28 protein-coding genes are annotated in these 22,469 nt (G+C 44.6%); 13 read left to right on the plus strand and 15 right to left on the minus strand.

The genetic code is table 11. The annotated features are described in order from the left end of the window. The first annotated feature begins 4 nt into the window (after nt 1–4). From NM125_RS06965 to NM125_RS06970, 3 genes are all read left to right on the plus strand, one after another. A complete protein-coding gene (locus tag NM125_RS06965; RefSeq protein WP_255134148.1) occupies nt 5–655 on the plus strand; it encodes a nitroreductase family protein in 651 nt (216 codons plus the stop codon). A 136-nt stretch (nt 656–791) separates the two neighbouring features. Next, on the plus strand, nt 792–1,031 hold the full coding sequence (locus NM125_RS15970; protein ID WP_349294170.1) for a DUF4160 domain-containing protein: 240 nt from the start codon (nt 792–794) through the stop codon (nt 1,029–1,031). Then, nucleotides 1,009–1,245, plus strand: coding sequence for a DUF2442 domain-containing protein (locus NM125_RS06970; protein ID WP_255134151.1), 237 nt, complete (start codon nt 1,009–1,011; stop codon nt 1,243–1,245). Before NM125_RS15970 ends, NM125_RS06970 begins: the two co-directional genes overlap by 23 nt. A 224-nt stretch (nt 1,246–1,469) precedes the next feature. Here NM125_RS06970 and NM125_RS06975 read toward each other — a convergent pair whose 3' ends face one another. After that, nucleotides 1,470–2,306 carry a nucleotide excision repair endonuclease gene (locus NM125_RS06975; RefSeq protein ID WP_255134153.1) on the minus strand — a complete coding sequence of 279 codons (837 nt, stop codon included), beginning with the start codon at nt 2,304–2,306 and terminating at the stop codon, nt 1,470–1,472. A gap of 255 nt (nt 2,307–2,561) precedes the next feature. On the opposite strand from NM125_RS06975, the gene NM125_RS06980 reads away from it, so the two are divergent. The 4 genes from NM125_RS06980 to NM125_RS06995 all read left to right on the plus strand — a co-directional run bounded on the left by NM125_RS06980 (nt 2,562) and on the right by NM125_RS06995 (nt 4,223). Next, on the plus strand, nt 2,562–2,936 hold the full coding sequence (locus NM125_RS06980; protein ID WP_255134155.1) for a hypothetical protein: 375 nt from the start codon (nt 2,562–2,564) through the stop codon (nt 2,934–2,936). 111 nt (nt 2,937–3,047) lie between these two features. After that, entirely contained in the window at nt 3,048–3,305 is a 258-nt protein-coding gene (locus tag NM125_RS06985) for a type II toxin-antitoxin system Phd/YefM family antitoxin (RefSeq protein WP_255134157.1), read from the plus strand. Then, the gene (locus NM125_RS06990; RefSeq protein ID WP_255134159.1) at nt 3,293–3,595 is read left to right on the plus strand and encodes a type II toxin-antitoxin system RelE/ParE family toxin; all 303 of its coding nucleotides are present in this window, start codon (nt 3,293–3,295) and stop codon (nt 3,593–3,595) included. Before NM125_RS06985 ends, NM125_RS06990 begins: the two co-directional genes overlap by 13 nt. A 118-nt stretch (nt 3,596–3,713) precedes the next feature. Continuing rightward, a complete protein-coding gene (locus NM125_RS06995; protein WP_255134161.1) occupies nt 3,714–4,223 on the plus strand; it encodes a GNAT family N-acetyltransferase in 510 nt (169 codons plus the stop codon). Between the two features lie 129 nt (nt 4,224–4,352). Here NM125_RS06995 and NM125_RS07000 read toward each other — a convergent pair whose 3' ends face one another. Together NM125_RS07000 and NM125_RS07005 are read right to left on the minus strand one after the other, a co-directional pair. Then, nucleotides 4,353–4,754: a universal stress protein gene (locus NM125_RS07000; protein WP_255134163.1), complete on the minus strand. Its 402-nt coding sequence runs from the start codon at nt 4,752–4,754 to the stop codon at nt 4,353–4,355. 34 nt (nt 4,755–4,788) lie between these two features. Continuing rightward, nucleotides 4,789–5,133 carry a hypothetical protein gene (locus NM125_RS07005; RefSeq protein ID WP_255134165.1) on the minus strand — a complete coding sequence of 115 codons (345 nt, stop codon included), beginning with the start codon at nt 5,131–5,133 and terminating at the stop codon, nt 4,789–4,791. Nucleotides 5,134–5,339: 206 nt separating this feature from the next. On the opposite strand from NM125_RS07005, the gene NM125_RS07010 reads away from it, so the two are divergent. The 4 genes from NM125_RS07010 (at nt 5,340) to NM125_RS07025 (ending at nt 11,361) form a co-directional block, all read left to right on the plus strand. Continuing rightward, a complete protein-coding gene (locus NM125_RS07010; RefSeq protein ID WP_255134166.1) occupies nt 5,340–6,749 on the plus strand; it encodes a CCA tRNA nucleotidyltransferase in 1,410 nt (469 codons plus the stop codon). After that, entirely contained in the window at nt 6,749–7,624 is an 876-nt protein-coding gene (gene ispE / locus NM125_RS07015) for a 4-(cytidine 5'-diphospho)-2-C-methyl-D-erythritol kinase (protein ID WP_255134169.1), read from the plus strand. Before NM125_RS07010 ends, ispE begins: the two co-directional genes overlap by 1 nt. Before the next feature lie 130 nt (nt 7,625–7,754). Then, nucleotides 7,755–10,232, plus strand: coding sequence for a glycogen/starch/alpha-glucan phosphorylase (locus NM125_RS07020; protein WP_255134171.1), 2,478 nt, complete (start codon nt 7,755–7,757; stop codon nt 10,230–10,232). Nucleotides 10,233–10,332: 100 nt separating this feature from the next. After that, the gene (locus tag NM125_RS07025) at nt 10,333–11,361 is read left to right on the plus strand and encodes a mechanosensitive ion channel family protein (RefSeq protein WP_255134173.1); all 1,029 of its coding nucleotides are present in this window, start codon (nt 10,333–10,335) and stop codon (nt 11,359–11,361) included. On the opposite strand, the gene NM125_RS07030 is transcribed toward NM125_RS07025, so the two are convergent. The 12 genes from NM125_RS07030 to nadC all read right to left on the minus strand — a co-directional run bounded on the left by NM125_RS07030 (nt 11,347) and on the right by nadC (nt 20,433). Continuing rightward, the gene (locus NM125_RS07030; RefSeq protein ID WP_255134175.1) at nt 11,347–11,730 is read right to left on the minus strand and encodes a hypothetical protein; all 384 of its coding nucleotides are present in this window, start codon (nt 11,728–11,730) and stop codon (nt 11,347–11,349) included. The two genes, NM125_RS07025 and NM125_RS07030, sit on opposite strands and share 15 nt — an antisense overlap. A gap of 17 nt (nt 11,731–11,747) precedes the next feature. Continuing rightward, a complete protein-coding gene (locus NM125_RS07035) occupies nt 11,748–12,560 on the minus strand; it encodes an energy transducer TonB family protein (protein ID WP_255134177.1) in 813 nt (270 codons plus the stop codon). A 7-nt stretch (nt 12,561–12,567) separates the two neighbouring features. Further along, nucleotides 12,568–12,981 (minus strand): ExbD/TolR family protein, encoded by a 414-nt coding sequence (locus NM125_RS07040; RefSeq protein WP_255134179.1) that lies wholly within the window; start codon nt 12,979–12,981, stop codon nt 12,568–12,570. Nucleotides 12,982–12,983: 2 nt separating this feature from the next. Beyond that, nucleotides 12,984–13,691 carry a MotA/TolQ/ExbB proton channel family protein gene (locus NM125_RS07045; protein WP_255134181.1) on the minus strand — a complete coding sequence of 236 codons (708 nt, stop codon included), beginning with the start codon at nt 13,689–13,691 and terminating at the stop codon, nt 12,984–12,986. 15 nt (nt 13,692–13,706) lie between these two features. Then, a complete protein-coding gene (locus tag NM125_RS07050) occupies nt 13,707–15,398 on the minus strand; it encodes an SPOR domain-containing protein (RefSeq protein ID WP_255134183.1) in 1,692 nt (563 codons plus the stop codon). Between the two features lie 3 nt (nt 15,399–15,401). After that, a complete protein-coding gene (locus tag NM125_RS07055; RefSeq protein ID WP_255134185.1) occupies nt 15,402–15,599 on the minus strand; it encodes an HU family DNA-binding protein in 198 nt (65 codons plus the stop codon). Nucleotides 15,600–15,603: 4 nt separating this feature from the next. Next, entirely contained in the window at nt 15,604–17,322 is a 1,719-nt protein-coding gene (locus NM125_RS07060; protein WP_255134187.1) for a TonB-dependent receptor, read from the minus strand. Between the two features lie 148 nt (nt 17,323–17,470). Then, complete coding sequence (locus NM125_RS07065) at nt 17,471–17,845, minus strand: hypothetical protein (RefSeq protein WP_255134189.1); 375 nt, start codon at nt 17,843–17,845, stop codon at nt 17,471–17,473. A 26-nt stretch (nt 17,846–17,871) separates the two neighbouring features. Next, on the minus strand, nt 17,872–18,981 hold the full coding sequence (gene nadA, locus NM125_RS07070) for a quinolinate synthase NadA (protein ID WP_255134191.1): 1,110 nt from the start codon (nt 18,979–18,981) through the stop codon (nt 17,872–17,874). Nucleotides 18,982–18,991: 10 nt separating this feature from the next. Next, entirely contained in the window at nt 18,992–19,153 is a 162-nt protein-coding gene (locus NM125_RS07075; protein ID WP_255134192.1) for a hypothetical protein, read from the minus strand. Beyond that, nucleotides 19,146–19,598, minus strand: a complete 453-nt coding sequence (locus NM125_RS07080; protein WP_255134194.1) for a type II toxin-antitoxin system VapC family toxin — start codon at nt 19,596–19,598, stop codon at nt 19,146–19,148. The genes NM125_RS07075 and NM125_RS07080 overlap by 8 nt, the downstream gene beginning before the upstream one ends. A 4-nt stretch (nt 19,599–19,602) precedes the next feature. After that, nucleotides 19,603–20,433 carry a carboxylating nicotinate-nucleotide diphosphorylase gene (gene nadC, locus NM125_RS07085; RefSeq protein WP_255134196.1) on the minus strand — a complete coding sequence of 277 codons (831 nt, stop codon included), beginning with the start codon at nt 20,431–20,433 and terminating at the stop codon, nt 19,603–19,605. A gap of 80 nt (nt 20,434–20,513) precedes the next feature. On the opposite strand from nadC, the gene NM125_RS07090 reads away from it, so the two are divergent. Then, a complete protein-coding gene (locus NM125_RS07090; protein ID WP_255134198.1) occupies nt 20,514–21,686 on the plus strand; it encodes an IscS subfamily cysteine desulfurase in 1,173 nt (390 codons plus the stop codon). Continuing rightward, nucleotides 21,683–22,249 carry a DsbA family protein gene (locus NM125_RS07095; RefSeq protein WP_255134200.1) on the plus strand — a complete coding sequence of 189 codons (567 nt, stop codon included), beginning with the start codon at nt 21,683–21,685 and terminating at the stop codon, nt 22,247–22,249. Before NM125_RS07090 ends, NM125_RS07095 begins: the two co-directional genes overlap by 4 nt. Nucleotides 22,250–22,469 lie beyond the last annotated feature (220 nt).

A 22,469-nucleotide genomic window follows, 5' to 3' on the forward strand; every position in this document is an offset into this window, starting at 1 on the left:
AGTAATGAATACGGAAGAAGCCATACAAAAACGCCGGACCCTGAAATTGAGGGTAAATCCGGATGAACCTTTGCCGGTGACTAAAGGGGAAGAATTTAACAAAACCATCGAGCGGCTGATTGAGCTGGCCGGGCAGGCGCCCTTTCATTATCAAAGTGCGGAAAGTCATCAAAAGAAGAAGCTGACCGGCGCGGAACCGTGGCGGTTTCACGTTTTGGATGGGGAAAGTTGTCGGCAATTGCTGAAAAGCCTGAAGAAGGAGGAGCCCATGAAAGCCAGCGATGGAATCAAACAAATGCTGGCCGCGGCTGATGCCCTGATTTTAGCAACCTGGCTTCCCGAGCGCTCAAGATCTCTGTCCAGAAAATTTCATCCCAACGTGAAAAATATGGAACACATTGCAGCCACCGGAGCGGCCATTCAAAACCTGCTGCTGGCAGCCACGGCTAAAGGGGTTATCAATTATTGGTCGTCGGGAGGATGCTTGCGAAAACCCAAAGTGTTGGAGTTTTTAGGAATCCCCAGGCAGGAAATTCTGCTGGGCGCCGTCTTTCTATTTCCGGACGAATACCCCGATTCCGTTCAAACCAAACCCGGCAAAAACGCAGAAGCCAGAGGAAACCTGACAGACTATATGGAGTGGGTTGAGCTGTAGAATATCGAACATTGAATATCGAACATTGAATATTCAATGTTCGATATTCTTTACTCTTCCTTAATCAAGGCCAGTAGGTCATCATTTTCCGATCCAGCGCAGAGTGAGTTTCTAACTTTTTTTGTAATATAAGGGTATGCCAACGGTTTTAAGAATAGACGGATACAGGTTCTTTTTCTTTAGCAACGAAGGAAATGAACCCGTTCATGTTCATATTGAGAGTGGTGATGGATACTGTAAGTTTTGGATTAACCCTGTTTCCATTGCATATTCTACTGGTTATCACTCTGCTGAGTTAAATAAGATCAGGAAACTTGTTGAGGAACATAGAGAACATCTCGAGGAGGCATGGAATGAATACTTTAGTAAAAAATAAACCTACCAGGGCAACGGAAATTTGGTTCGATGATAGCAAGCTGTATGCGCTTCTTGAAGATGGAAGAGAGATTGCCGTGCCCTTAGAATGGTATCCAAAATTAAGAGATGCGAAAAAAGAGGATCTGAATGAATGGCGTTTTATAGGCGGCGGGGTTGGCATCCATTGGGAAGAGCTTGACGAGGATTTATCAATTGAAGGTTTTCTGCATTAAAAAGCCAAAATACAGAATTCGCTCCGATGCAGAGCGTCAGATCGAGGTTTTGAGTGAGGCAACGATGGCCTAAATTCATCAAAAACTCCTAACCCCCCCGCTCTTGTTCTTGTTCCCATCGATCCGCGGTGGAACATATAACTAATACCACTGAGCCCTAATACACAGGAAGAAGCAACTCCACCCCCTCACTTCAACAGTGAATGTTCAATATTCGATATTCCTTACCCTTCTTTCATAAGTGTCAGCAGGTCATCAATTTCATCCTGGTTGATAAGCTCTGAACGCAGACCAAGTTCGTTCTTCATCCGGTAATTCCGTTGCGGACCCAGGGTGAAAAACATCCGAAGCAGTTCCAGTTCGTTGTCAAAGTAGGTTGAGGTGAACCGGTCTTTGAACGTCAGGTTCATGATATGCTCTTCAAAATGATCGGCCAGCAGGCTGGAAGACCCTTTCAGAAACTGATCCACTAAAAATCCGGATTCCTCATCCAGCCGAAGCTGAAATTTTTGAGGGGTGATCCGGTTTAGTAGCTGGCTGGGTAGATAATGGGCGCTGGTGATGCTCGTTTCCTGCACAAAAAGCAGCTTCAGCAGTGCGCCGAGTCCTTTTCGCGTTTTAAGGTGACCTTTAAAGCAGCCATACACTTCCGGATAATCATCCAGCACCCGCATGGATAAGCGGAACTCCTTCTTGTTGCCCCGGCGCGCCGTGGAAATATAATAATAGGTCTCCGGTTTTTTGTTGGCATGATTGAAAGGCGGACGTAATGAACGAATAAGCAGGTTCTCAAGCAGAATGGCATCCGTTTCCGTATTACACACTTCGTAGCTTATACGCTCCAGGTGGGCAATCATTCGCTGCACCTTTTTTGACTTGGAATACCGATAAGAGGTAATGCGCTGCTGCAGGTCTTTTCCCTTGCCCACATATAATACCTGGTCGTGCTTGTCGTACATGGTATAAACGCCCGGCTCATGGGGAGGAAGCTCCTCTCCCATGGCTTTGTTCACCCGTTCTTTTTGGGTGATGGCAGTGGGTTCAAACAGGTCTAAAGTCACGAATGGAAATTTATTTGATTGCTAACAACGAAAGCTAAAATAGAAGAATAGCGACTAAAAGTGGAATGGGATTTTTTGGGAAATATATCGGTGGAATAAACCATCATTTGTTCGTCCGGTTTATAACAACTTATTAATTGGTTAAACTCTATTCTGCCCGGTACTCCCTGATAAACAATTGTTTAATAAATCAGAATAAAGTAGCTTCGTTGGTATAGTTATATGTTATACCACATGAATCAATAAGGAGGTCATATGAGAACATTCAGTTTTATTCTTCTATTTACTTTTTACATTGGTTGTTCTGATAATCAATCTGTAAACCTATCTGATGAAATTGAGTTTGGAGCTGGATACAGTATTATTACGACTTCAGATTTACCAAACATTAATAATGATACTTTAGATACTAAAGTATCATACAGTGGTTGCAGTGATGGTCACGAGTTTGAACTAAAGAATCGTACGGCAAATTCTACAGCTGAGCTTTGGTTATTTAAAAAAACCGACGATCAGCCTTGTGATGCATATTTTGAGGAAGAAAAAACTTATAATCTTTCGGAAAGTATTCTTAGCGCTGAAAACATTGTTTTAATTACTCCAACTGAAGATAGAATAACCCTTAAGTAAACATCGCTCTGTGGTATAACAAGCAAATTAAGCGGACGCGGACGGAGTTTGACTACCATTTTTATACTATTCATTGCCAATCTTTCTTGAAAGTGATACTTTAGTGTTACTATGAAAACCGAATTAGTCACAACGCTTAAACGTCAAGCAACTAAACTTCTCAAAGAGTTACGAGAGGAAAAAGAACCTGTGCTAATTACTGAGCATGGAAAACCTTCAGCATATCTTGTGGATGTGGATCATTTTGAACACATTCAAAAAAAATTATCTCTTCTTGAAGGATTGGCTCGCGGTGAGAAAGCAATTCTTGAGGGCCGTATTGTTCCCCATGCCGAGGCGAAAAAGCGCATGGCAAGATGGCTCGAATAATTTGGACTGAACCGGCTCTCAATGAGTTAGACGAAATAGCTGACTACATTTCTTTAGATAATCCAGCAGCAGCAAAGAAGTTAGTTCGATCTGCATTCGAAAAAATAGAGCGCCTGGCTCCTCATCCTAAAAGTGGTAAGCTTGTTGAAGATATTGATAACTCTATATATAGAGAAGTAGTATTATCTCCTTGCCGAATATTTTATCGGGAGGAGAATGAGATTGTATATATAGTTCATGTAATCCGTGAAGAACAATTTCTGCATATAGATCTACTTAAATCGCGGTAGAATAATTAGCTTAAAAGGGTTTTTAAATTGAACGCGTATAAGGTGCGATGGAAACTTGTTTGCAAGAAATTAATTTCACTACTTCAAGTCGAAATACCATTCACAATTAAAGTAAAACATGATCATTCGAGACATACAGCCTGAAGAATTTGAAGCCCTTGGTAACATTATGGTTGATGTTTATTCCAGGCTCGGCGGTTTCCCGAGCCCTGAAGAACAGCCCAAATATTATGAGATGCTGCAAAACATTGGTCAACTCACGAAAAAACCAGATACCAGGGTGCTTGTCGCCTTATCAGAAGAGGATGAAATTTTAGGTGGTGTGGTCTATTTCTCTGATATGAAACAATATGGATCAGGTGGAACGGCTACCAAAGAACAAGGAGCTTCCGGCATCCGGTTATTAGCGGTTAGCCCTGATGCCAGAAAACAAGGCATTGGCAAAGCCTTAACGTTCCATTGTATTGACCTCGCTCAACAATCAAATAATAATCAGATCATTTTACATACAACCAAGTCTATGCAGGTTGCCTGGAAAATGTATGAAAAATTAGGGTTTGAACGGTCTGAAGATCTTGATTTCAAACAAGCCGACCTGCCGGTTTATGGGTTCAGGTTATATCTCTGAGCCACTAAATGGTTTTTGTTGTCAACAAAAAATTCTGCTTTTTTAAACTCGTTCCGCCGCTCTACTCCGGAATGCTTACACGAGGCTCTGCCTCAAACTAAACTGACCTTTTACTCACCAACCCAACACCTACTTTATCAGCGTAACCCCGCCGGATATATGCTCAATGATATAATTACTGATTCCGCCCGGGCCTTCATCGTTAATATCCCACTTAAAATCGGCCCCGCCTATAAAAAGGTGATCGGCTTTCAGCTTATTCATTTGCTCAACAATCACTTTCCCCGGTTCGCCTGTTTCCACAAAGGGAGTCAGCGGGCCTTCCTTTCCAGCGATGTCTTCGAAGGTGTATTTAGCCATTTCCAGAATAGCCTTCGCCTCGGTTAGTGAATCATCATCGATGGCAACTACCAGAATATAGACTTCCGGTTCGGTTCGTAAATCCCGAAAAAGCTCAGCTGCATATTTAACCGCTGCACTGGCGTATTTTGTACCGTTGGTAGCTATTACCCACTTTTTTGCATTTCCCATAATTCAAATATTAAGTCAAAATTATCTATATAGGTTAATTCCGGCGGGTTACTATGGTTATCGCCATCAAAACATTAACCGGTTTGTCGTTGTGTTCTCCGGGAACAAACTCAATTCTCTCAAAAGTTTGAAGGATCAGTTGTTCACAAAATGAATTAAGTTTACTCCGTGGGTGTAACCCTACTATTTTTCCCTCTTTTCCTATTACATATTGAAGTGTAAGGCTGGAAGGGCCATCACTACATGGTTGTTCTTTACGGTATGTATCTCCTAATGCAGAAGTAAAGAACTTACTTCCCCTAACCGGATAAGGTAAGTAATCCGGAGTAGTGTAAACGGTATCCTTATGACCATATTCCGATGCTTTGTCCCATGTCATTCCGCGTTCTATGCCCGGAGGAAGAGGGGGAGCAGCCCTTCTGTTAGATTCACAAGAAAGGATAAACAAGGAAAGAAATAAAAAAAGGTATTGAAATCTCATGTTATTGAAGAAACTACTTTTGGGAAAAATGATCAGACAAAATATCTTAGTTCTCCTCTGAAAGCAATCGCTAACATTCCTATCTTTGGCATGCTTTGAAACATATGGAAAATATACCGCCCGAACATCAGAAAGTATTTAATATCATCAGCCAAGCCGCACAGGAATTGGACTGCCCGGTGTATGTGATTGGCGGCTACGTCAGAGATTATTATCTCAACCGCTCTAAACAAGGAGAGATAGATCTTGACTTTGTTACAGTTGGATCCGGGATTAAGCTGGCTCGCAAAGTTTCTGAAAAGATTGAAGGCTCCTCGTTGGCTGTATATAAGCAATTTGGAACCGCACAGGTTAAAACCGGAGAGCTGGAGCTGGAGTTTGTGGGCGCCCGAAAAGAAAGCTACCGAAAGAACTCCCGCAAACCCATTGTGGAAGACGGAACCCTGGAAGACGATCAGCTCCGGCGCGATTTAACCATCAATGCCCTGTCGTGGTCGCTGAACAAAGAGAACTTTGGAGAGTTGAACGATCCTTTTGGCGGGATGGATGACCTGGAGCGGGCGCTCATCCGCACCCCCATCGACCCGAAAAAAACCTTTGATGACGATCCCCTGCGCATGATGCGGGCCATTCGTTTTGCCTCTCAGCTGGATTTCCGGATTGAGGAAAAAACCTTTGATGCCATTTCTGAAATGTCGGAGCGCATCAACATTATTTCCAAAGAGCGGATCATCGAAGAGCTGAATAAAATTATCCTGAGTGATTATCCCTCGCTGGGTTTAACCATGCTTTTTAAAACGGGATTGCTGAAAGAGTTCTTCCCAGAAATGCACAACCTGCACGGGGTGAAGGAAGTGAAGGGCGTTCGCCATAAAGATAATTTCTGGCACACCCTTAAGGTGCTGGACAATGTGATTAAAATGGATGCAGACCTGTGGCTGCGATGGTCGGCCATCATGCACGATATCGCCAAGCCTCCCACTCAGCGTTTTCAGGAAGGAGTTGGGTGGACGTTCCATGGCCATGACGCCCTGGGAGCCAAGTGGACCAAAAGAATATTCCGACGGTTGGGTCTTCCGCTGGATGAACGGATGCGTTATGTGAGGAAGCTGGTGCGATTGCATCTGCGTCCCATTGCCCTGGTTTCAGATGAAGTTTCGGATAGTGCGATACGTCGGTTAATTTATGAGGCCGGTGATGACATCGATGACCTGATGAAACTGTGCCGGGCTGACGTGACTACAAAGAACGACTACAAGCAAGAGCGCTACCAAAAGAACTTTGATTATGTGGAGCGACGCATTAAAGAAGTAGAAGAAAAAGACCGCATCCGCAACTGGAAGAACCCGCTTTCCGGGGAGGAAATCATGGAGGCGCTCGATATTGAACCGAGCCGGACTGTAGGTGATGTAAAAGATGCGGTGAAGGAAGCGATCCTGAATGGCGACATTCCTAACGATCACGATGCCGCTTTTGAGTATATGATGAAACACAAAGAAGATTTTTTGAACTGATGGCAGAACTTTGGATTTCAAATTCACACGCAAAAATTAACCTGGGGTTGAATGTACTCGAGCGACTGGACAATGGATACCACACCATTGAAACCGGATTTTGTTTTATAGAATGGAACGACCGTTTTGAAGTAAAACACGCTCCCCGGATGGAGCTGGTGATGAGTGATGAAAAAATTCCGGTAGATGACTCCAACCTGATTGTAAAAGCCATCAAGCTGCTTCAACAAGAAGCGGGACTTAAAGATGAGTTCTATATAGAAGTGGAAAAGAACATTCCGGCCGGAGCCGGTTTAGGGGGCGGAAGCAGTAATGCGGCTACTACCCTTCGAATGATGAACAAGATTGCAAATCTCGGCCTGAACGAACATGACTTAATGGAGCTCGGGAGAAAGCTGGGCGCTGATGTTCCCTTTTTCATCAAAGGGAAGCCGGGTTTTGCTACGGGAATTGGCGAAGAAATTGAAGAGCTGGACATTCAGCCCGATGCGTGGGTTGTAACCGTTTTCCCGGATATTGAAAGCAGCACGGCGGAAGCCTATCAATTTTGTGAACCCAACCCGGAGCCCGAATTCTCTCTTAAAAACGTGCTTCTCGATGAAGAGCCGGAAGAATGGCGTTACCTGCTGATGAATCAGCTGGAGCCTGCGGTTTTTCCCCGACATCACCTCGTAGGGAACCTGAAAGATCAACTGTATGAATTTGGCGCCGACTATGCCAGTATGAGCGGAAGCGGTTCCAGTGTTTTTGGCGTTTTTCAGCAGGATTTTGTTGCAATTAACGCCTATGAGTCGTTTCATAAGCTCGGATTTCCGGCAAATCTCACCCGGCCAAAGTTTGAGCCTGATACCGGCATTTATGTAAAGGAAGAGTGAGAGTGATAAGTGACGAGTGATGAAGTATCCATACTATGAAAGCGATACATTATTACGGATTAAAACTTTATCACTTCATTACTCCTAACCTTCAAAAAGATTTAAGATTATTTATTAAGGAACAGCATTTATGAGTACCAAAAAAACAAATGGAGTGAATATCAGGTCCGGGATGGATAAGGATTCGCTTCGCGAAGATATTAAACTGCACCTGCGCCATACCCTGGCTAAAGATGAGTTTTCAACCACCAGCTGGGATAAGTACAGAAGCGTGGCGCTTACCATTATGGATCGCCTGAACGACCGGATGCTGAAAACCCAACAGCATTTCTACAAAACCAATGCCAAGCGGGTGTACTATCTTTCCATGGAGTACCTGATAGGTCGCCTTCTGGATAACATGTTGGTAAACCTGGACGTGCGCGACCTGGTAGCCGAGGCACTCGACGACCTGGATCTTTCCTATGAAGAAATTCGTGATCAGGAATGGGATGCCGGACTTGGAAACGGAGGCCTTGGAAGGCTTGCAGCCTGCTTCCTCGATTCGATGGCAACATTGGGGATTCCGGCAATAGGTCATGGCATACGCTACGATTACGGAATTTTTTATCAAAAAATTAAGGATGGTTACCAGATTGAGCGGCCTGATTTATGGCTAAAATATGGGAACCCCTGGGATACGGTTCGACCTAAAGTACAGTACCCGGTTGAGTTTTATGGAAATCAGACCACCCTTCAATCCAGCAATGGAAATACCCACTACACCTGGGAAAATACGCACCGGGTCAAAGCAGTGGCTTATGATACGCCCATCCCGGGATACGACAATGGCATTGTTAACTACCTGAGATTATGGAAAGCGGAATCATCGGCAGGGATTGACCTAAAGAGTTTTAACCAGGGCCAATACATTGATGCGGTTCGTGATAACCAGCTGGAGCAAAATATTTCGCGAGTACTCTACCCGAACGACAAGGTGTTTGTAGGGCAGGAACTTCGGCTGAAACAGGAATATTTCCTGGTGTCGGCATCCATGCAGGATATCATCCGACGCTTTAAGAAGCAGTCGAGTGATTTCACCAAGTTTCCTGAAAAAGTATCCATTCAGTGTAATGATACCCACCCGAATCTGGCGATTCCGGAACTGATGCGTTATCTGCTGGATGAAGAGCACATGGATTGGGAGAAAGCATGGGATATCACAGTAGATACCATGGCGTACACCAACCACACGTTGCTCCCGGAGGCGCTCGAAAAATGGCCGGTTTCCTTAGTAAGGAACCTATTGCCACGCCACCTGAATATTATTTATGAAATTAACCGTCGCTTCCTCGACGATGTTAAGATTAAGCTGGGTGATGATAAAAGCCGTCAGAGTCGCATGAGTATTGTGGGCGAAGGCGAACACCCGGTGGTTCATATGGCGCACCTGGGAATTGTAGGATCTCACAAAGTGAACGGTGTTGCGGCGATGCACTCCCGCTTGCTGAAAGAATCCATGTTTCGTGATTTTGATGAGATGTATCCGGATAAATTCACCAACAAGACCAACGGGATTACACCCCGCCGCTGGCTGAAACAATGCAACCCGGACCTGTCTGACCTCATTTCGGACAAAATCGGGGACGAATGGATTACGGCACTCGATGAGTTGAAAAAAATCAACAAGTTTGCCGACGACAAGAAATTCAGGAATAAGTTTGCAGAGATTAAGCTGGAGAACAAGAAGCACCTGGCTGAATACATTAAAGAGCATAATGGCCTGGATGTAGATCCTGAGTCGATGTTCGATATTCAGATTAAGCGGATTCACGAGTACAAACGTCAGCTGATGGCGGCGCTGCATGTGATTACGCTGTACAATCGCCTGAAAGAAAATCCGGACCTGGATATGACTCCCCGCACCGTGATATTTGCCGGGAAAGCGGCTCCGGGCTACACCATGGCCAAACTTCACATAAAGCTGATTAACAGCATTGCCGAAGTGGTGAATAACGACCCGGAAGTGAATCAAAAACTGAAGTGTGTATTCCTGCAGAACTACAGCGTAACGCTGGCAGAAAAACTGATTCCTGCGGCCAACCTCTCCGAGCAAATTTCAACAGCGGGAATGGAAGCTTCCGGAACGGGGAACATGAAGTTTGCCCTGAACGGTGCCCTTACCATCGGTACGCTGGACGGCGCCAATGTGGAAATTAAAGAAGAAGTGGGCGATGAGAACATCTTCATCTTTGGGCTGGAAGAAGAGGATATCGACCAGCTTCGCCGCGAGGGATACAACCCTTGGGATTACTACAACGCCAACGAAGAATTGAAGCAGGCGCTGGATCAAATCCGCGATGGCTTCTTCAGTAATGGCGATAAAGAACTTTTTCAGCCGATCATTAATGCGCTGCTGCATGAGGGTGATTACTTCATGGTGCTTGCTGATTACGAAGCCTATGTGAATAAGCAGAAAGAGGTTTCGGCTTTATTCAAAGATAAGGACGAATGGAACCGCAAGGCCATCCTGAATACGGCGAATATCGGGAAGTTTTCGAGCGACCGAACCATCAACGATTACAACGATGAAATTTGGAAGGCTCCAAAAGCAAGCCTCGACAAATAAGTAAAAAAGAAAGCCGGGTTATGGCATACATGGCCCGGCCTTCGATTACGCTTAGAAAATACTTGTGGGTTTTTTGTTTCAATCCATTACATTTGGCTCTATGAATCAACTACCAACAACAGCACCTTCTCAAATCGATTCTCTTGCTCCCGACAGCGGGCTTATCCGGGCAGACTCAGTAGATATCCCCAATCCTACGGATTATTCTCTGTCTGAATTCTTTATCTATATCTGGGATTTGCTTCAGGTTCAGTTATTCTCCATTCAGAATACACCGGTTACCTTCTTGAAGCTGATAGTTTTCATTCTGCTTCTGGTGGGCTTTTCATTCCTGGCGTCTTTCACAAAGAGAATGCTGAACCGCAAAATATTGCCCCGCTTCGTTAAAGATGGCGGACTTCGCTATACCCTGTCGAGGATGTCTCAGTATGTGGTGGTAGTTATCGGGGTGTTTATATCCTTCCAGTTTTTGGGGATAAACATGACGGGGCTGGCGGTAATTTTTGGTTTCCTGTCGGTTGGTATTGGTTTTGGATTACAGAACATCACTTCAAATTTCATTTCGGGTTTGATTGTGCTTTTTGAACGCCCGATTTCAGTAGGTGATCGCGTGATGGTTAATAATATTGAAGGGGATATAGAGGAAATAAATATCCGCTCTACCAAAGTAAAAACGCTGGATAACATCTCCATCATCGTTCCGAATTCAGAGTTTGTGTCCAAAGATGTGATTAACTTTTCCCATGGTGATCCCACCTATCGGTTAGGCATCAATGTAGGCGTGTCTTATTCCTCAGATCTTGATAATGTGTTGAAGGCTCTCAATGAGGTAGCCGAAGAGAGCGATGATGTGCTTAAAACCCCCAATCATGAAGTGCAGCTTCGCAGTTTTGGAGATTCCTCCTGGGACATGAAATTACTGGCCTGGATTCCGGATGTGAAGAAAAGGTATCAGGTTCAAAATGCACTGAACCAGGCGATCGTCAGAAAGTTTGCTGAATACGATATCGAGATCCCCTTCCCGCAAAGAGATTTACATGTACGCTCGGGACTGAATTTTGATAAGGATGAAGTTAAACACGGCTCCGAAGACTCTAAAACTTCGAAGAAAGACTCACGGGAAGATTAGGTTGAATTGGTGGTGAACACTGTCCCGGTGAGTAAAAGAGAAGTTGTAAGTTCCGGCCGTTTTCACATCAATCTTAATCTCTTTTTCGAGTAAGCCACATACAGCCAGGCAGGGATTTCCACTTCTTTCTGCTACTAACTTAACAGAGTACTCATCTCCACTTTTCTTAACTTCTGGTTTAATGTTCTTCCAACAACCGGATGAGCAGGTATTAACAAAGTTAAAAGTAACCGAACGATCACTCTTCTCTTGAAGGGTAACTTCATTTGGCGTGATGGACAAAGTATCAGAATCTCCTGTTCCAATAATCTGATCACAGCTAAGAAAAAGAGATAAAGCTATAACTGGGAGAATAATTCTTGATTTCATGGCCTTGCGATTAAATGTTAATCAAACACAAAACGAAAAGTTATAGTACCCCACTGGGTTTGCTGTGGTACACCGCCCGGTAGTCGTGAAAAGCGCCAGGTACGGAGCGTACTCATCACTTCTCTCTCTAATTCCGGGTTCATCTTTTTGATGGGGATAATGCGCCCGACAGTACCATCGGGACGAACTTCAAACCGGACGGTGATTACGCCCTCAGTATTGGAGGTGTTTTCAGGAAGAGGCTGAACCATCGGTGAGCGGTCAATTTCTCCCTCCCACTTCAGTTCATAAGGAGAAGTTTTCTCTTCATCATTACCAATTCCCTGGTCAGAATTCATATCGCCTCGGGCACCGTCCACATCACCGCTTACTTTTGCACCATCGGTAGATGTCTCATTCTCTTTGGCTACAGGCGGCACTTCTACCTCTTCTTCCTCAGGTTTGTTTTCTTCCTGATTCGGATCAATCTTTTCTGTTTCCGGGGTTGAAACCGGATCTTCCTGAACATCTTCAACCTGGTCAGACAGGTCAACGGCCTTAGTCTGTTCTTCGGTTGTTTCCTGTGGGGTTACTTCCGGTTCCGGCAATTCTTCAACCGGCTCTTCCGGCTCTGTTTCGGAGGGATTAGGACGCTGTGCAACCTGCTCATTCTTTACTTCTGAGTACTCGGCAAGCTGGCCGGTTTTAAACTCTCCGAATTCCACTTCAATGTAAGACGGGCGTGCATTTCGGTTCATATCTAAGGTGAACCAAAGGGAGAACAGCAATAAAGCGGCATTTAACCCGAAGGTTACATACAATGCTAAGCGATCGTCTTCCGTGAATTTCATGGTGTGATTATGAGCCTTGTTCGGTGGCCATTATAATTTTAAGATTCAAAGCCTTGCTTACATTCATAACGCGAACGGCATCATCAACTTTGGCATCTTTGTCGGCTCTCAATACAACGGTTCCCTGGGGCTTATTATTTCGGGCGTTTCGGATGGCCGTAGCAAGTGATCCGCGGGCGGTTAAATCACCGTCCACATAAAACTCACCGTCTTTAGTAACGGCTACCGATATGAACTGAGCCTCTGTTGCCGCACTGCTTTCTGCCTTGGGTACCTCTACTCGAATACCGAAATTGGTAACGAAAGAAGAAGTCAACAGGAAGAAAATAAGCAGTAACAGTACAATATCCGTCAGCGACGACTGTGAGAACAGCGACAGCGGCGGCAGCTTTTTATCTCCACGTCTGAAATCGCGCGACATAATTAGTTATTCTCTTTTTTGGCAGGTGATTGAAGCAGATCAAGGAAATCAGCCGAAGCATTTTCCAACTCAAAGATAGAACGGTTGATTTTACCCAGCAGAAAGTTATAGAAGCCGTATGCAATCAAACCGACAATCAGTCCGGCTGCGGTGGTGATCAGTGCCTCCCAGATACCTCCGGCAAGCACGCTCGGGTTTACATTTCCCTGAAGCGACTGAATATCCATAAAGGCTTCAATCATACCGGTTACGGTTCCGGTGAATCCCAGCAGCGGAGCCACACCGGCGACGGTAGCCAGCCAGTTCATGCGTTTTTCCAGGAAGAAAATCTCTTTCTTTCCGGCATTGTCAATGGCATCCTCAATATCACGAATGGGCCTTCCCAGCCGCTTAATACCCGCTTTAATAATTCGGGCAATGGGTTTGTCAAAATCGTCACAATAATCCATGGCATTCGCAGCTCCGCCCTTTCCGGATTTAAGCATACTCTCAATGGTGGAAAGAAACTTTTCCGGCTGTACATGAGACCGGGTTACGGCGCTCCAGCGTTCAACGATTACATAAACCGAGATGGCGAACAGAAGAAAGATGGGAATCATTAAAACGCCACCCTCGATCAATAGGTCGAAAAAGGTGACGGTCTCTTCCTGCATGGCCATCAGTGAATCAACCGAGGCCGTGTCTTGCAAAAAAATCAGCAATAAGTGCATGTAGATGATATTCGTTTAGTTAATTTTGGTTATGAAATAATTTTCTGAAAGGGGCGAATCAAGGGTTTCCGCAGCAATGGCAGCATTACGCATCGATTCAAACTGCCCTAAACTTACGCGCCAAAGCTGTCCATATTGTTGTGAAGGTATGGTGGCTAAAAGCACACGATAACCATCATCACTTAACTCTTTTTCTATGGACTTGGCATTGCGTTCGCTGCTTAATGAGTAAACCACGATGGTATAGCCGTCATTAGCATTCGGATTTACGACACCATTCAGCCCGTACATAGGTTGTCCTGCAGGAACCGCTTCACTTTGTGATACCTGATTATCAGTTGCTTGTTCCTGAGGTGGATTTTGAGCGGATTGCTGGGCGGGCTCAACATCAGACGATGTTTCAGAATCATCCTGCCCCTGGTTGGTTTGATTGTTTTGTTGAGCGGGCTGAGTCGGGGTTTCATCAACAGGAGGAAGTGGAACCGGGTCAGGTTGAGTTGCGGAAGCCTGTTGAGGTGCTTGTGGGGTGATTCCCGGAATGTTTACCACTCCGAAATATCCCAGCCCATAAGTTCCTCCGGCCAGCAGAACGATAATTAACAACACCCAAAGCAGTACCGGCGCTCCCTGAGAGTCCCTCGATGTAGACGGGCGCTTCGGTCTCTTGGAGGATTCGTCTTCTTTTTCAGCCGTCTCCTCTTCTTTTTGATCGGGCTGCTCTTTTTCCTGTTCAGCGCGTTTCTTTTTGGTTTCTTCAGAGGCGAGGTTGGTAATAACCGGGATGATTTCATCCTGATCCTCTTCTATAACATCTGAATCTATAAGCTCGTCAGGGGTTTCTTCGGGTTCCTCTTCTTCATCTCCGGCAAGGGCAGCGAAAGGATCGTCTTCACCGCCACTCTCGTCATCCAGTTCTTCTTCTACATCCGCATCCCCGAACAGAGCATCCAGAGAATCGTCTTCATCGTCTCCTTCAGACAGTTGCTTGTTCAATTCAGCCGCCAGGTCAGAATCATCGGTTTCTGAGGATTCTTCTGCTTTCTCATCATCTTTATCTCCTAACAAGCCGGAGAAAGTGCGCTCTGCCGAATCATCTTTGTAAGTATCAATACCCCACTTATCGGGACCCGGTTTGGGTTCTTCGGCATCCGAAATTTCTTCTTCCGTGTCTTCCTCAAGGTCTTCATCAGCAAAATCGAAAGGCGCCTCTTCCTCATCATCGGCAAACTCCTCAACGTCCTCGGAAGTGTCTTCATCAATTGGTTCATCTTCGCTGTCATCAAGCTCAAAAGAAGGGGTTTCTTCGTCCTCCTTGTCTTCATCTTCAAGGAGTCCGCCAAAAGGATCATCATCCTCACCGGCATCAGCCACAACCTCATCCGATTTTTCAGAGGCATCTTCATCTTCCTTTTCTTCTGATTGAGGCGCTTCCTCGGTGGTTTCCGGAGCCGCGTCATCCATCTCTATCGGCTCCATGCCCACGTACTTATAATTTATTTCGGTGGCAAAATCATCCGAAGGGATAAAGAGAATATTATTTCCTATTCCGCTAAACACCCCCAGCCCGGATACTTCGTAAGCATCGCCTTCGGCAATGGCTTCTTTAATTTCTTCAACGAGTTCTTCGAGCTGACTTTCAACCTTCTCTTTTTCAATTCCCGAAGTTTCGGTGAGCAGCTCTACCAGTTTTTGATGATCTATATGCATGACTTACCCCTTATTTTCTGCTGTAAATTCAACGGTGTCTTTTGGGGGGATCATCACATTGGTACCGTCGGCCTGTTTTTCTTGTTTTTGATTGTGATGAACGGCTTTAAATGTACCCAAGCCTTTTATTTCTACGGAATTCTTCATGATGATTTGATCACGAATCACAATTCCCAACGCTTCTAAAAACTCGTTTGTCATGTTATTAGAATTTTATGGTTAAACCTCCGAAAACCTGGAATGGTCGTTCCTGATATCCATTCCAAATTTCATATTCCTGTCCCAAAAGATTTAATAGTTTGGCATAAACGCCAAAGGTATCATTAATTTGATATTCAACTCCGGCATTAAGCAGTACGTAAGCACTTAAATCTGAGTTTGCCGCCGGTGCTTCCCGTGAGCCAATATATTCTGCCCAACCGTTAATTGTAAGTTCTTTTATCACTTTATATGAAATAGCTCCTTCCACCCCAAGCTTCTCTTCATAAGGTATAAATCCACCCCCGCTTAACTTTGGGCTGCGAACATATACTTTACCGTCAAACCAGAATTTCTCAGGAAGTAATTGCTGGCTGGCTCCGGCGTAGAGTTCAAAAATGTTAGCGTCTGCATAGTTAACATTATAAAAGCCTGCAGTATTGGATGGCTGGAGTGTCTGACGCCGGTAATATGCATAATCTTTAACGTGACGATAATTAACTCCTCCAAAAATACGGTTGCCATCAAACAGCTGGAAATTGACTTCGCCGGTAGTCCCAAGGTGATAAGCATGACGAAGTTGATTCTGAACATTCAGGAATCGATTGTACTGGTGGTGTGATTGCTGAGTCTGCATTTCAGGTTTAGCAAAGGCGGTTCCTGAAATAGAGAGAGCGTTGCTAAAGTTATGTTTAATTCGGATTTCAGGAGTAAAATAGACCTTGCTGGTTGTGGGATCTGAGATATACTCAATTCCTCCTTTTCCACTTATTCTGGTACTGAAGTTTAACAATCGCTCATACTCAAAAGAAGCCCCGGCATCTACCCAGCTTTGATCGGATGATACGGGGTTTGAATAGTTTCCGGCTTCAAGAGAGGCGCTTATATCAAAGGTTTCATAAAGGCGATTTCCCGGCCAGTAATAAGAAAATGTAGCATGGCCAATCTGCTCATCTAAATCTCCGGAAAGGCCGGAGTTTCCGGCATCTAATGAAGTATTAAATACATTTCCTCCTAAAGCGGCTCGCCATCCGGTCAGGGTATTCTTGGACTGTTGAAGCGAAAGCTGCGCAGAGCCTCCGGAATAACTCTTGTTGGATGTTTTACCAATAAAATTCTGCTGTAAGTTATCGGAGAGGTTAAACAGATCATTATAATCGCTCAGCCCTCCCACATCAATGGTAAGCCTGAGATCATCCTGAACCTTGGTTATATAACTTACATTGGCATCCAAATATCGAAAGGAGCTTTCCTGGTTGTCTAAGTGTCCATCTGAAGCCCGCATGTTTACATCGGCAGAAATCAGGCTTTTTTCATTCAGCTTATAAAACCCATACCCATTCAGCTCCGGCGTGATAAAACTGCCAAAACCACCTCTTATGTAAGCATTGATGCGGTCAGGATTGGTGAGAACAGATCGTTGGGGAGGCTCAGGGCGGCCGAGTTGAGTGATAGAGATATCGGCTACGGCTTCTTCCCTCGTCTCCATAAAGGGCATGCGGTTGGGGTCGATCTGGAAAACCCGCGGCTTTGGATTGAAGCCCAAAATAGGCTGTCGTCTGAGGCCCGGAAAGCGTGCCTGGAATTCACTTCGGATCTCAATATCCTGAGGATTAATTTCCGGCAAAAGGGAATTATCGGCCCCTTGTTGTCCGCCCTGTGCCAAGGCGAAAATCGGGCAAAAAAGAATAAATAGGGTAAATAATAGCGGTCTTGATCTCATCATGGAACTGCGTTTCCTGAATGTACTAATTTTTATAGGAAGGATTAAGCGTTTACTAACGAAAAGATGTACCGGGAATTTTAGATGGTTGTTCCTGAAATGAGCTGTTTTCTATCGCTATATAGAGCTTGGTTGATTAACAAAGAGAAAATTATTGATCATTGTTTATTACCTTAAAATAGCTTGATTTGTTACTGCTTATAAAGTTTTTTGTAGTGTCATTTACAGATACTGCAACATCATACTCTCCTGGCTCTAGGTCAACAATGAAAGAGTAAGTATTTTCAGTTGTGGAAATAGTCTTTTGGCTATTAGGTAAAATCCATCCAAAAAGTAAATTCTGAGCCACACTATCTTCTAACACGCAGGTGATCATAATTACCTCATTCATTTTAACTGGGTTAGGATCTATATCAATTCGAATGATCTCAGCTTCAATCGGAGTTGGGGGATCTGGTACCGATTTAAAACCATCACATCCGTAAAGAATTGATATTAATAATACTATGGCGGGGAATAATTTCATTGGAAACGAGATCTGCGGTAACGAGGTTATGACCGTTCCAGCATTCGGTTTAATGCAAGCACCGCATTTTCTGCCACTGCTTCAGGCACGGTTATTTGATTAACCACTTCTCCCTCTTCCAGCTTCTCCAGCGACCACAGTAAGTGTGGAAGATCAATGCGATTCATCGTCAGGCAAGGACACATAAACGGATTTAAGGAAACAATTTCTTTATCCGGGTTTTCCTGTGCCAGCCGGTTCACCAGGTTCATTTCGGTGCCGATGGCCCATTTCGTGCCGGGCTCAGCATTTTCAACGGTATCAATGATAAAGCTGGTGGAGCCATTGTAGTCGGAGGCCTGAACCACATCATAGGTACATTCGGGATGAACCAGAATTTTTGTGTCAGGTTCCTGCTTGCGAAGGTTTTCGATGTGCTTAATATTAAACTTCTCATGAACGGAGCAGTGCCCTTTCCAGAGAATAACTTTCACATCTTCAAAATCGCCGTCATAGATGAACTCCCCTTCAATGGGAGCCCAAATGGCCATCTGCTCAAGAGGAACGCCCAGGTCGAAAGCCGTATTTCTGCCTAAATGTTGATCGGGTAAAAACAGAATGCGCTCCTTTTGGGTGAAGGCCCATTCCAGCATTTTTTTGGCGTTGGATGATGTTACCGTGGCTCCGCCATGTTTGCCTACAAAGCCCTTGATGGCTGCGGTAGAGTTGACGTAGGTAAGTGGCAAGATGGTATCACCCCAAATTTCCTGCATTTTCACCCAGCCCAGCTCGGTTTGATCGATGTCGGCCATATCTGCCATAGAACAACCGGCGCGCAAGTCAGGGAGAATTACTTTTTGATCTGGTCCGGTGAGCATATCAGCCGTTTCGGCCATAAAGTGAACGCCACAGAATGCAATAAATTCAGCATTGGGCATTTCGGCACAGATTTGAGCGAGTTTCAGGGAATCGCCCCGGGCATCCGCAAACTGTATCACTTCATCCTTTTGGTAATGATGACCCGGAATAAAGAGCCGATCGCCGAATTTGGCTTTTATTTCCAGAATACGAGCTTCCATTTCTTCCTGGGAAAGCTCACTGTATCGCTTGGGAAGGGATACTTCGGATTCAATCTCTAAAACATCTAAAACTTCCATAAAGGGATAATTAAGAATTGGGGTGCTTCTGAGGAGATTCCCTCAAAAAATTTTGCATCGCTTTAGAAGCATTTTTATGAAGTAAATCCCTGTCAGCATAATACTTTTCATAAAAACGATTTCTTAATCGCTTCTTAAGGTCCAAGGCTTTTATTTCTTTTTTTTCACCCATAATAAAACTCCTTTGGGGAGCGGATTTCTATTTCATCATAATTTAAGGAATTGTTGACTATATTAAATCCCTCAATTCGATTAAGGTTAACGATATGTTTAAAATTCCAGCTAACCAAGACATCGACTTTATAAACGGTTGAAATAGCTACGTGTAATGCATCTTCAAAGTATTTTTCAGAAACAACTTTTTCTTCTATGTATTTGTCAGCCAGTAACTCACAGTTTTCAGTCAATTCAAGGGTTTCAAGTTTGGTTGCTTTCAAAGACGTTAGCAATTGGATTACACGCTCCGGCGCTCCTTCATATAACTCATCCACCGTAATAGCTGATATTACCGGGCTTAACTTTTCCTGTTCGAAAAGCTCAAACAATCTCTTGGTTTCTTTCCTGAATTCTTTGTCAAAAAAGCCACCGAAAATGGATGTGTCTAAGTAAACTCTCATTGCCTCACTCAAGGTTAAAACTGATATCCAGGGCCTTAACAGAATGGGTCAGCCAGCCCAGAGAAATTACATCTGCACCACAATCTTTATAACCGGCGATGTTCTCCGGGGTGATGCCGCCGGAGACTTCAACAACAATCTCGTCAGGGATTAATTGCATCAGTTCTTTTACTTCTTCCGGAGAGCGGTTGTCGAGCATGATAACATCTGCTTTTGCTTTTACGGCCTCCAACACCTGCTTTTTATTTTCCGTTTCTACCTCAATTTTCACCATATGTCCAACCCGGGCTCGTACCAGCTCAACCGCACTTTTTATGTTACCCGCAGCTTTAATGTGATTGTCTTTGATCATTACCCCGTCATCCAGCCTGAAGCGGTGATTTTTGCCCCCGCCACAACGAACGGCATACTTCTGTAAAGAGCGAAGGCCGGGCAACGTTTTTCGGGTGTCGGTTATGGTAATGTTGGGATCTCCCAGCAGCTCAATAACCTGCCGGGTAGATGAAGCGATTCCGCTCAGGTGCTGAATCAAATTCAGAATAACCCGCTCGCCCTTCAGTAATACCTGAACAGGGGCTTCAACTTCGGCTATTTTCTCCCCTTCTTTTACAGGCATACCGTCATTTTTATGAAGGGAAATCCTGGCCGACTCATCTAACATTTGGTAGCCGGCGGCTATAACTTCCAGCCCTGCCAGCACCCCATCAGCCTTAGCGGTGTAAACGCCTTTCCCAAGCTGGTTTTTGGGAAAAATAGAATCGGAAGTCAGGTCGCCCAATCCAATATCTTCACGAAAAGCGTTGGTCAGAATTTCTTTTAGCTCAAGATGGTTCATAAAAGTGAATCAGCCGTTTTATTTGTCTATTTTCAAAGGGTAACAAAGATACCTTTTTTTAAACATAAGAGCGATCGTCGATGATTTACCTGGACCATGCCGCTACAACGCCCATCAGTGACAAAGCGCTGGAGGTGTATGTAAATGTCTCGAAGCATTATTTTGGCAACCCCAGCAGCATGCACGATGAAGGCTCTTCGGCAAAGCAGATTCTGGAAGCATCCGCAAAAACCATAGCCGGGACTTTAAACGCGCGCCCTAAAGATGTGTTCTTTACTTCCGGTGCATCAGAATCGAGCTTTCTGGCAATCTATTCACTGTTGAATTCGCTGGGGGAAGAATCGGGACACCTGATTACCACACCCATCGAGCATTCTTCGGTGAGAAACCTGTTTTTAAAGCTGAAGCAGGAAGGGTATGAAGTATCAGTAGTTTCTGTGAATGAGTATGGGGAAGTGGATTTTGAAGAGTTGAAAAACCTGGTTCGGGAAGATACCGTTCTTGCCTCCATTCAGCATGTGAATTCGGAAATCGGAACCATCCAGGATTTAGCCAGGATAGGCGCTTTTCTTCATGAAAAAGGAGTGATGCTTCACAGCGATTGTGTGCAAAGCTTTGGCCGTATCCCGATAGATGTACAAACCTTAAACGTGGATGCTATTTCCCTATCAAGCCATAAAATATATGGGCCGAAAGGATGTGGAGCAGTTTGGATGAACCCCAAAGTGGAATGGAAACCGGTATTCCCGGATACAGATAATCAAAAGAAATTTAAGCCCGGAACAGCGGATGTTCCCACTGTTGCAGCTTTTGCAACGGCGGCCAAGTTAATCACACAAAACCGCGTGACTGAACAACATCGCATCCTAAAACTTAGGGAGCAGCTATTAGCTGAATTAACAAAGCTGGATTATGAGGTGGTGGTTGAGCAGCACCCGCGTGAGTATGTGCCCAATATTTTAGGCTTGCGGTTTCCGGGTATCGAAGGGCAGTTTTTTATGCTGGAATGCAGCCAGGCAGGACTGGCAATCTCAACCGGGAGCGCCTGTCAGGTTGGTTCAGAAAAACCAAACAAGACCATGACAGCCATTGGAAAAGACGAACAAGAAGCACGGGAGTTTGTGCGTTTATCGTTCGGAAAGGAGAATCAAATGGAACAGATTCCACAGATAATTGAAAAAATGAGTGGTATCTTGAAGCGACATTTTGAAAAAGTTAATCATCATAAGAAGAAAGAAGGGATGACGACATGAAACGAGGATTATTCTTACTCACGCTATTTGGGCTTTTATTCAGCAGCACGGCATTTAGCCAGGGTTCAGGAGAGTCGGAAACGAGAATCAATATTGTGAAATACAGTGATTACCAGTGCCCGGCCTGTAAATACTTCGTATCCATCGAAGAGCAGCTGAAGGAAGAATATGGAGGTGAGATTTCCATCACTACCAAGCACTTTCCGCTGAATATGCACGAATACGCGCAACTGGCATCGCGGGTTGCCGAGGCCGCCAGGGAGCAGGACAAATACCAGGAAATGCATGACATGATTTTTGCCGGGCAGGAACAATGGGCCCGGGGAAATGCGGAAGCTATTTTTATCGGATATGCCAAAAGCCTGGACCTGGATATGGAGCAGTTCAGAAATGATATGAACTCCGCCGATATGCAGCGAAAAGTGATGGCAGATAAACGGGAAGGATTGAACCTGAACGTAAACTCAACGCCGACATTCTTCATTAATGGAACCAAGTTGGAGAACAACCCGCGCACCTTTGAGCAGTTCAAGCAGCTTATTGAGGCAATGGTTAAATCATAACCGTTACCTTTGATTTTATCGCTACTAAATCGTGAAAGCACAAAAGGCTTAGTGGTTGGTTTTTATGCCGTACTGTGCTCGAAATAGCAAGCGATGAAGTTGCAATTTCTCTTCGTTACAACGCAGAGATTCAGGAGCGAGATTGTCTCTTACACCGAATAGATTTATTGTGCATCGTTCAAAATTCAGTGTTTGATGTTCAATATTCGATGTTCTTTTC

It is taken from the genome of Gracilimonas sediminicola, assembly GCF_024320785.1.
Classification (GTDB): Bacteria; Bacteroidota; Rhodothermia; order Balneolales; family Balneolaceae; genus Gracilimonas; species Gracilimonas sediminicola.

Excerpts from the sequence above, each read along its gene's own strand:
- NM125_RS06995 (WP_255134161.1), top strand. The coding sequence starts at position 3,714 with ATGATCATTCGAGACATACAGCCTGAAGAATTTGAAGCCCTTGGTAAC.
- NM125_RS07005 (WP_255134165.1), bottom strand. The coding sequence starts at position 5,133 with ATGACATGGGACAAAGCATCGGAATATGGTCATAAGGATACCGTTTAC.
- NM125_RS07045 (WP_255134181.1), bottom strand. The coding sequence starts at position 13,691 with ATGCACTTATTGCTGATTTTTTTGCAAGACACGGCCTCGGTTGATTCA.
- NM125_RS07075 (WP_255134192.1), bottom strand. The coding sequence starts at position 19,153 with ATGGGTGAAAAAAAAGAAATAAAAGCCTTGGACCTTAAGAAGCGATTA.
- NM125_RS06980 (WP_255134155.1), top strand. The coding sequence starts at position 2,562 with ATGAGAACATTCAGTTTTATTCTTCTATTTACTTTTTACATTGGTTGT.
- nadC (WP_255134196.1), bottom strand. The coding sequence starts at position 20,433 with ATGAACCATCTTGAGCTAAAAGAAATTCTGACCAACGCTTTTCGTGAA.
- NM125_RS06965 (WP_255134148.1), top strand. The coding sequence starts at position 5 with ATGAATACGGAAGAAGCCATACAAAAACGCCGGACCCTGAAATTGAGG.
- NM125_RS07040 (WP_255134179.1), bottom strand. The coding sequence starts at position 12,981 with ATGTCGCGCGATTTCAGACGTGGAGATAAAAAGCTGCCGCCGCTGTCG.
- nadA (WP_255134191.1), bottom strand. The coding sequence starts at position 18,981 with ATGGAAGTTTTAGATGTTTTAGAGATTGAATCCGAAGTATCCCTTCCC.
- NM125_RS07020 (WP_255134171.1), top strand. The coding sequence starts at position 7,755 with ATGAGTACCAAAAAAACAAATGGAGTGAATATCAGGTCCGGGATGGAT.
- NM125_RS06985 (WP_255134157.1), top strand. The coding sequence starts at position 3,048 with ATGAAAACCGAATTAGTCACAACGCTTAAACGTCAAGCAACTAAACTT.
- NM125_RS07090 (WP_255134198.1), top strand. The coding sequence starts at position 20,514 with ATGATTTACCTGGACCATGCCGCTACAACGCCCATCAGTGACAAAGCG.
- NM125_RS07055 (WP_255134185.1), bottom strand. The coding sequence starts at position 15,599 with ATGACAAACGAGTTTTTAGAAGCGTTGGGAATTGTGATTCGTGATCAA.
- NM125_RS07010 (WP_255134166.1), top strand. The coding sequence starts at position 5,340 with ATGGAAAATATACCGCCCGAACATCAGAAAGTATTTAATATCATCAGC.
- NM125_RS07000 (WP_255134163.1), bottom strand. The coding sequence starts at position 4,754 with ATGGGAAATGCAAAAAAGTGGGTAATAGCTACCAACGGTACAAAATAC.
- NM125_RS07030 (WP_255134175.1), bottom strand. The coding sequence starts at position 11,730 with ATGAAATCAAGAATTATTCTCCCAGTTATAGCTTTATCTCTTTTTCTT.
- ispE (WP_255134169.1), top strand. The coding sequence starts at position 6,749 with ATGGCAGAACTTTGGATTTCAAATTCACACGCAAAAATTAACCTGGGG.
- NM125_RS06970 (WP_255134151.1), top strand. The coding sequence starts at position 1,009 with ATGAATACTTTAGTAAAAAATAAACCTACCAGGGCAACGGAAATTTGG.
- NM125_RS06990 (WP_255134159.1), top strand. The coding sequence starts at position 3,293 with ATGGCTCGAATAATTTGGACTGAACCGGCTCTCAATGAGTTAGACGAA.
- NM125_RS07095 (WP_255134200.1), top strand. The coding sequence starts at position 21,683 with ATGAAACGAGGATTATTCTTACTCACGCTATTTGGGCTTTTATTCAGC.
- NM125_RS07080 (WP_255134194.1), bottom strand. The coding sequence starts at position 19,598 with ATGAGAGTTTACTTAGACACATCCATTTTCGGTGGCTTTTTTGACAAA.
- NM125_RS07050 (WP_255134183.1), bottom strand. The coding sequence starts at position 15,398 with ATGCATATAGATCATCAAAAACTGGTAGAGCTGCTCACCGAAACTTCG.
- NM125_RS07060 (WP_255134187.1), bottom strand. The coding sequence starts at position 17,322 with ATGATGAGATCAAGACCGCTATTATTTACCCTATTTATTCTTTTTTGC.
- NM125_RS07065 (WP_255134189.1), bottom strand. The coding sequence starts at position 17,845 with ATGAAATTATTCCCCGCCATAGTATTATTAATATCAATTCTTTACGGA.
- NM125_RS07035 (WP_255134177.1), bottom strand. The coding sequence starts at position 12,560 with ATGAAATTCACGGAAGACGATCGCTTAGCATTGTATGTAACCTTCGGG.
- NM125_RS15970 (WP_349294170.1), top strand. The coding sequence starts at position 792 with ATGCCAACGGTTTTAAGAATAGACGGATACAGGTTCTTTTTCTTTAGC.
- NM125_RS07025 (WP_255134173.1), top strand. The coding sequence starts at position 10,333 with ATGAATCAACTACCAACAACAGCACCTTCTCAAATCGATTCTCTTGCT.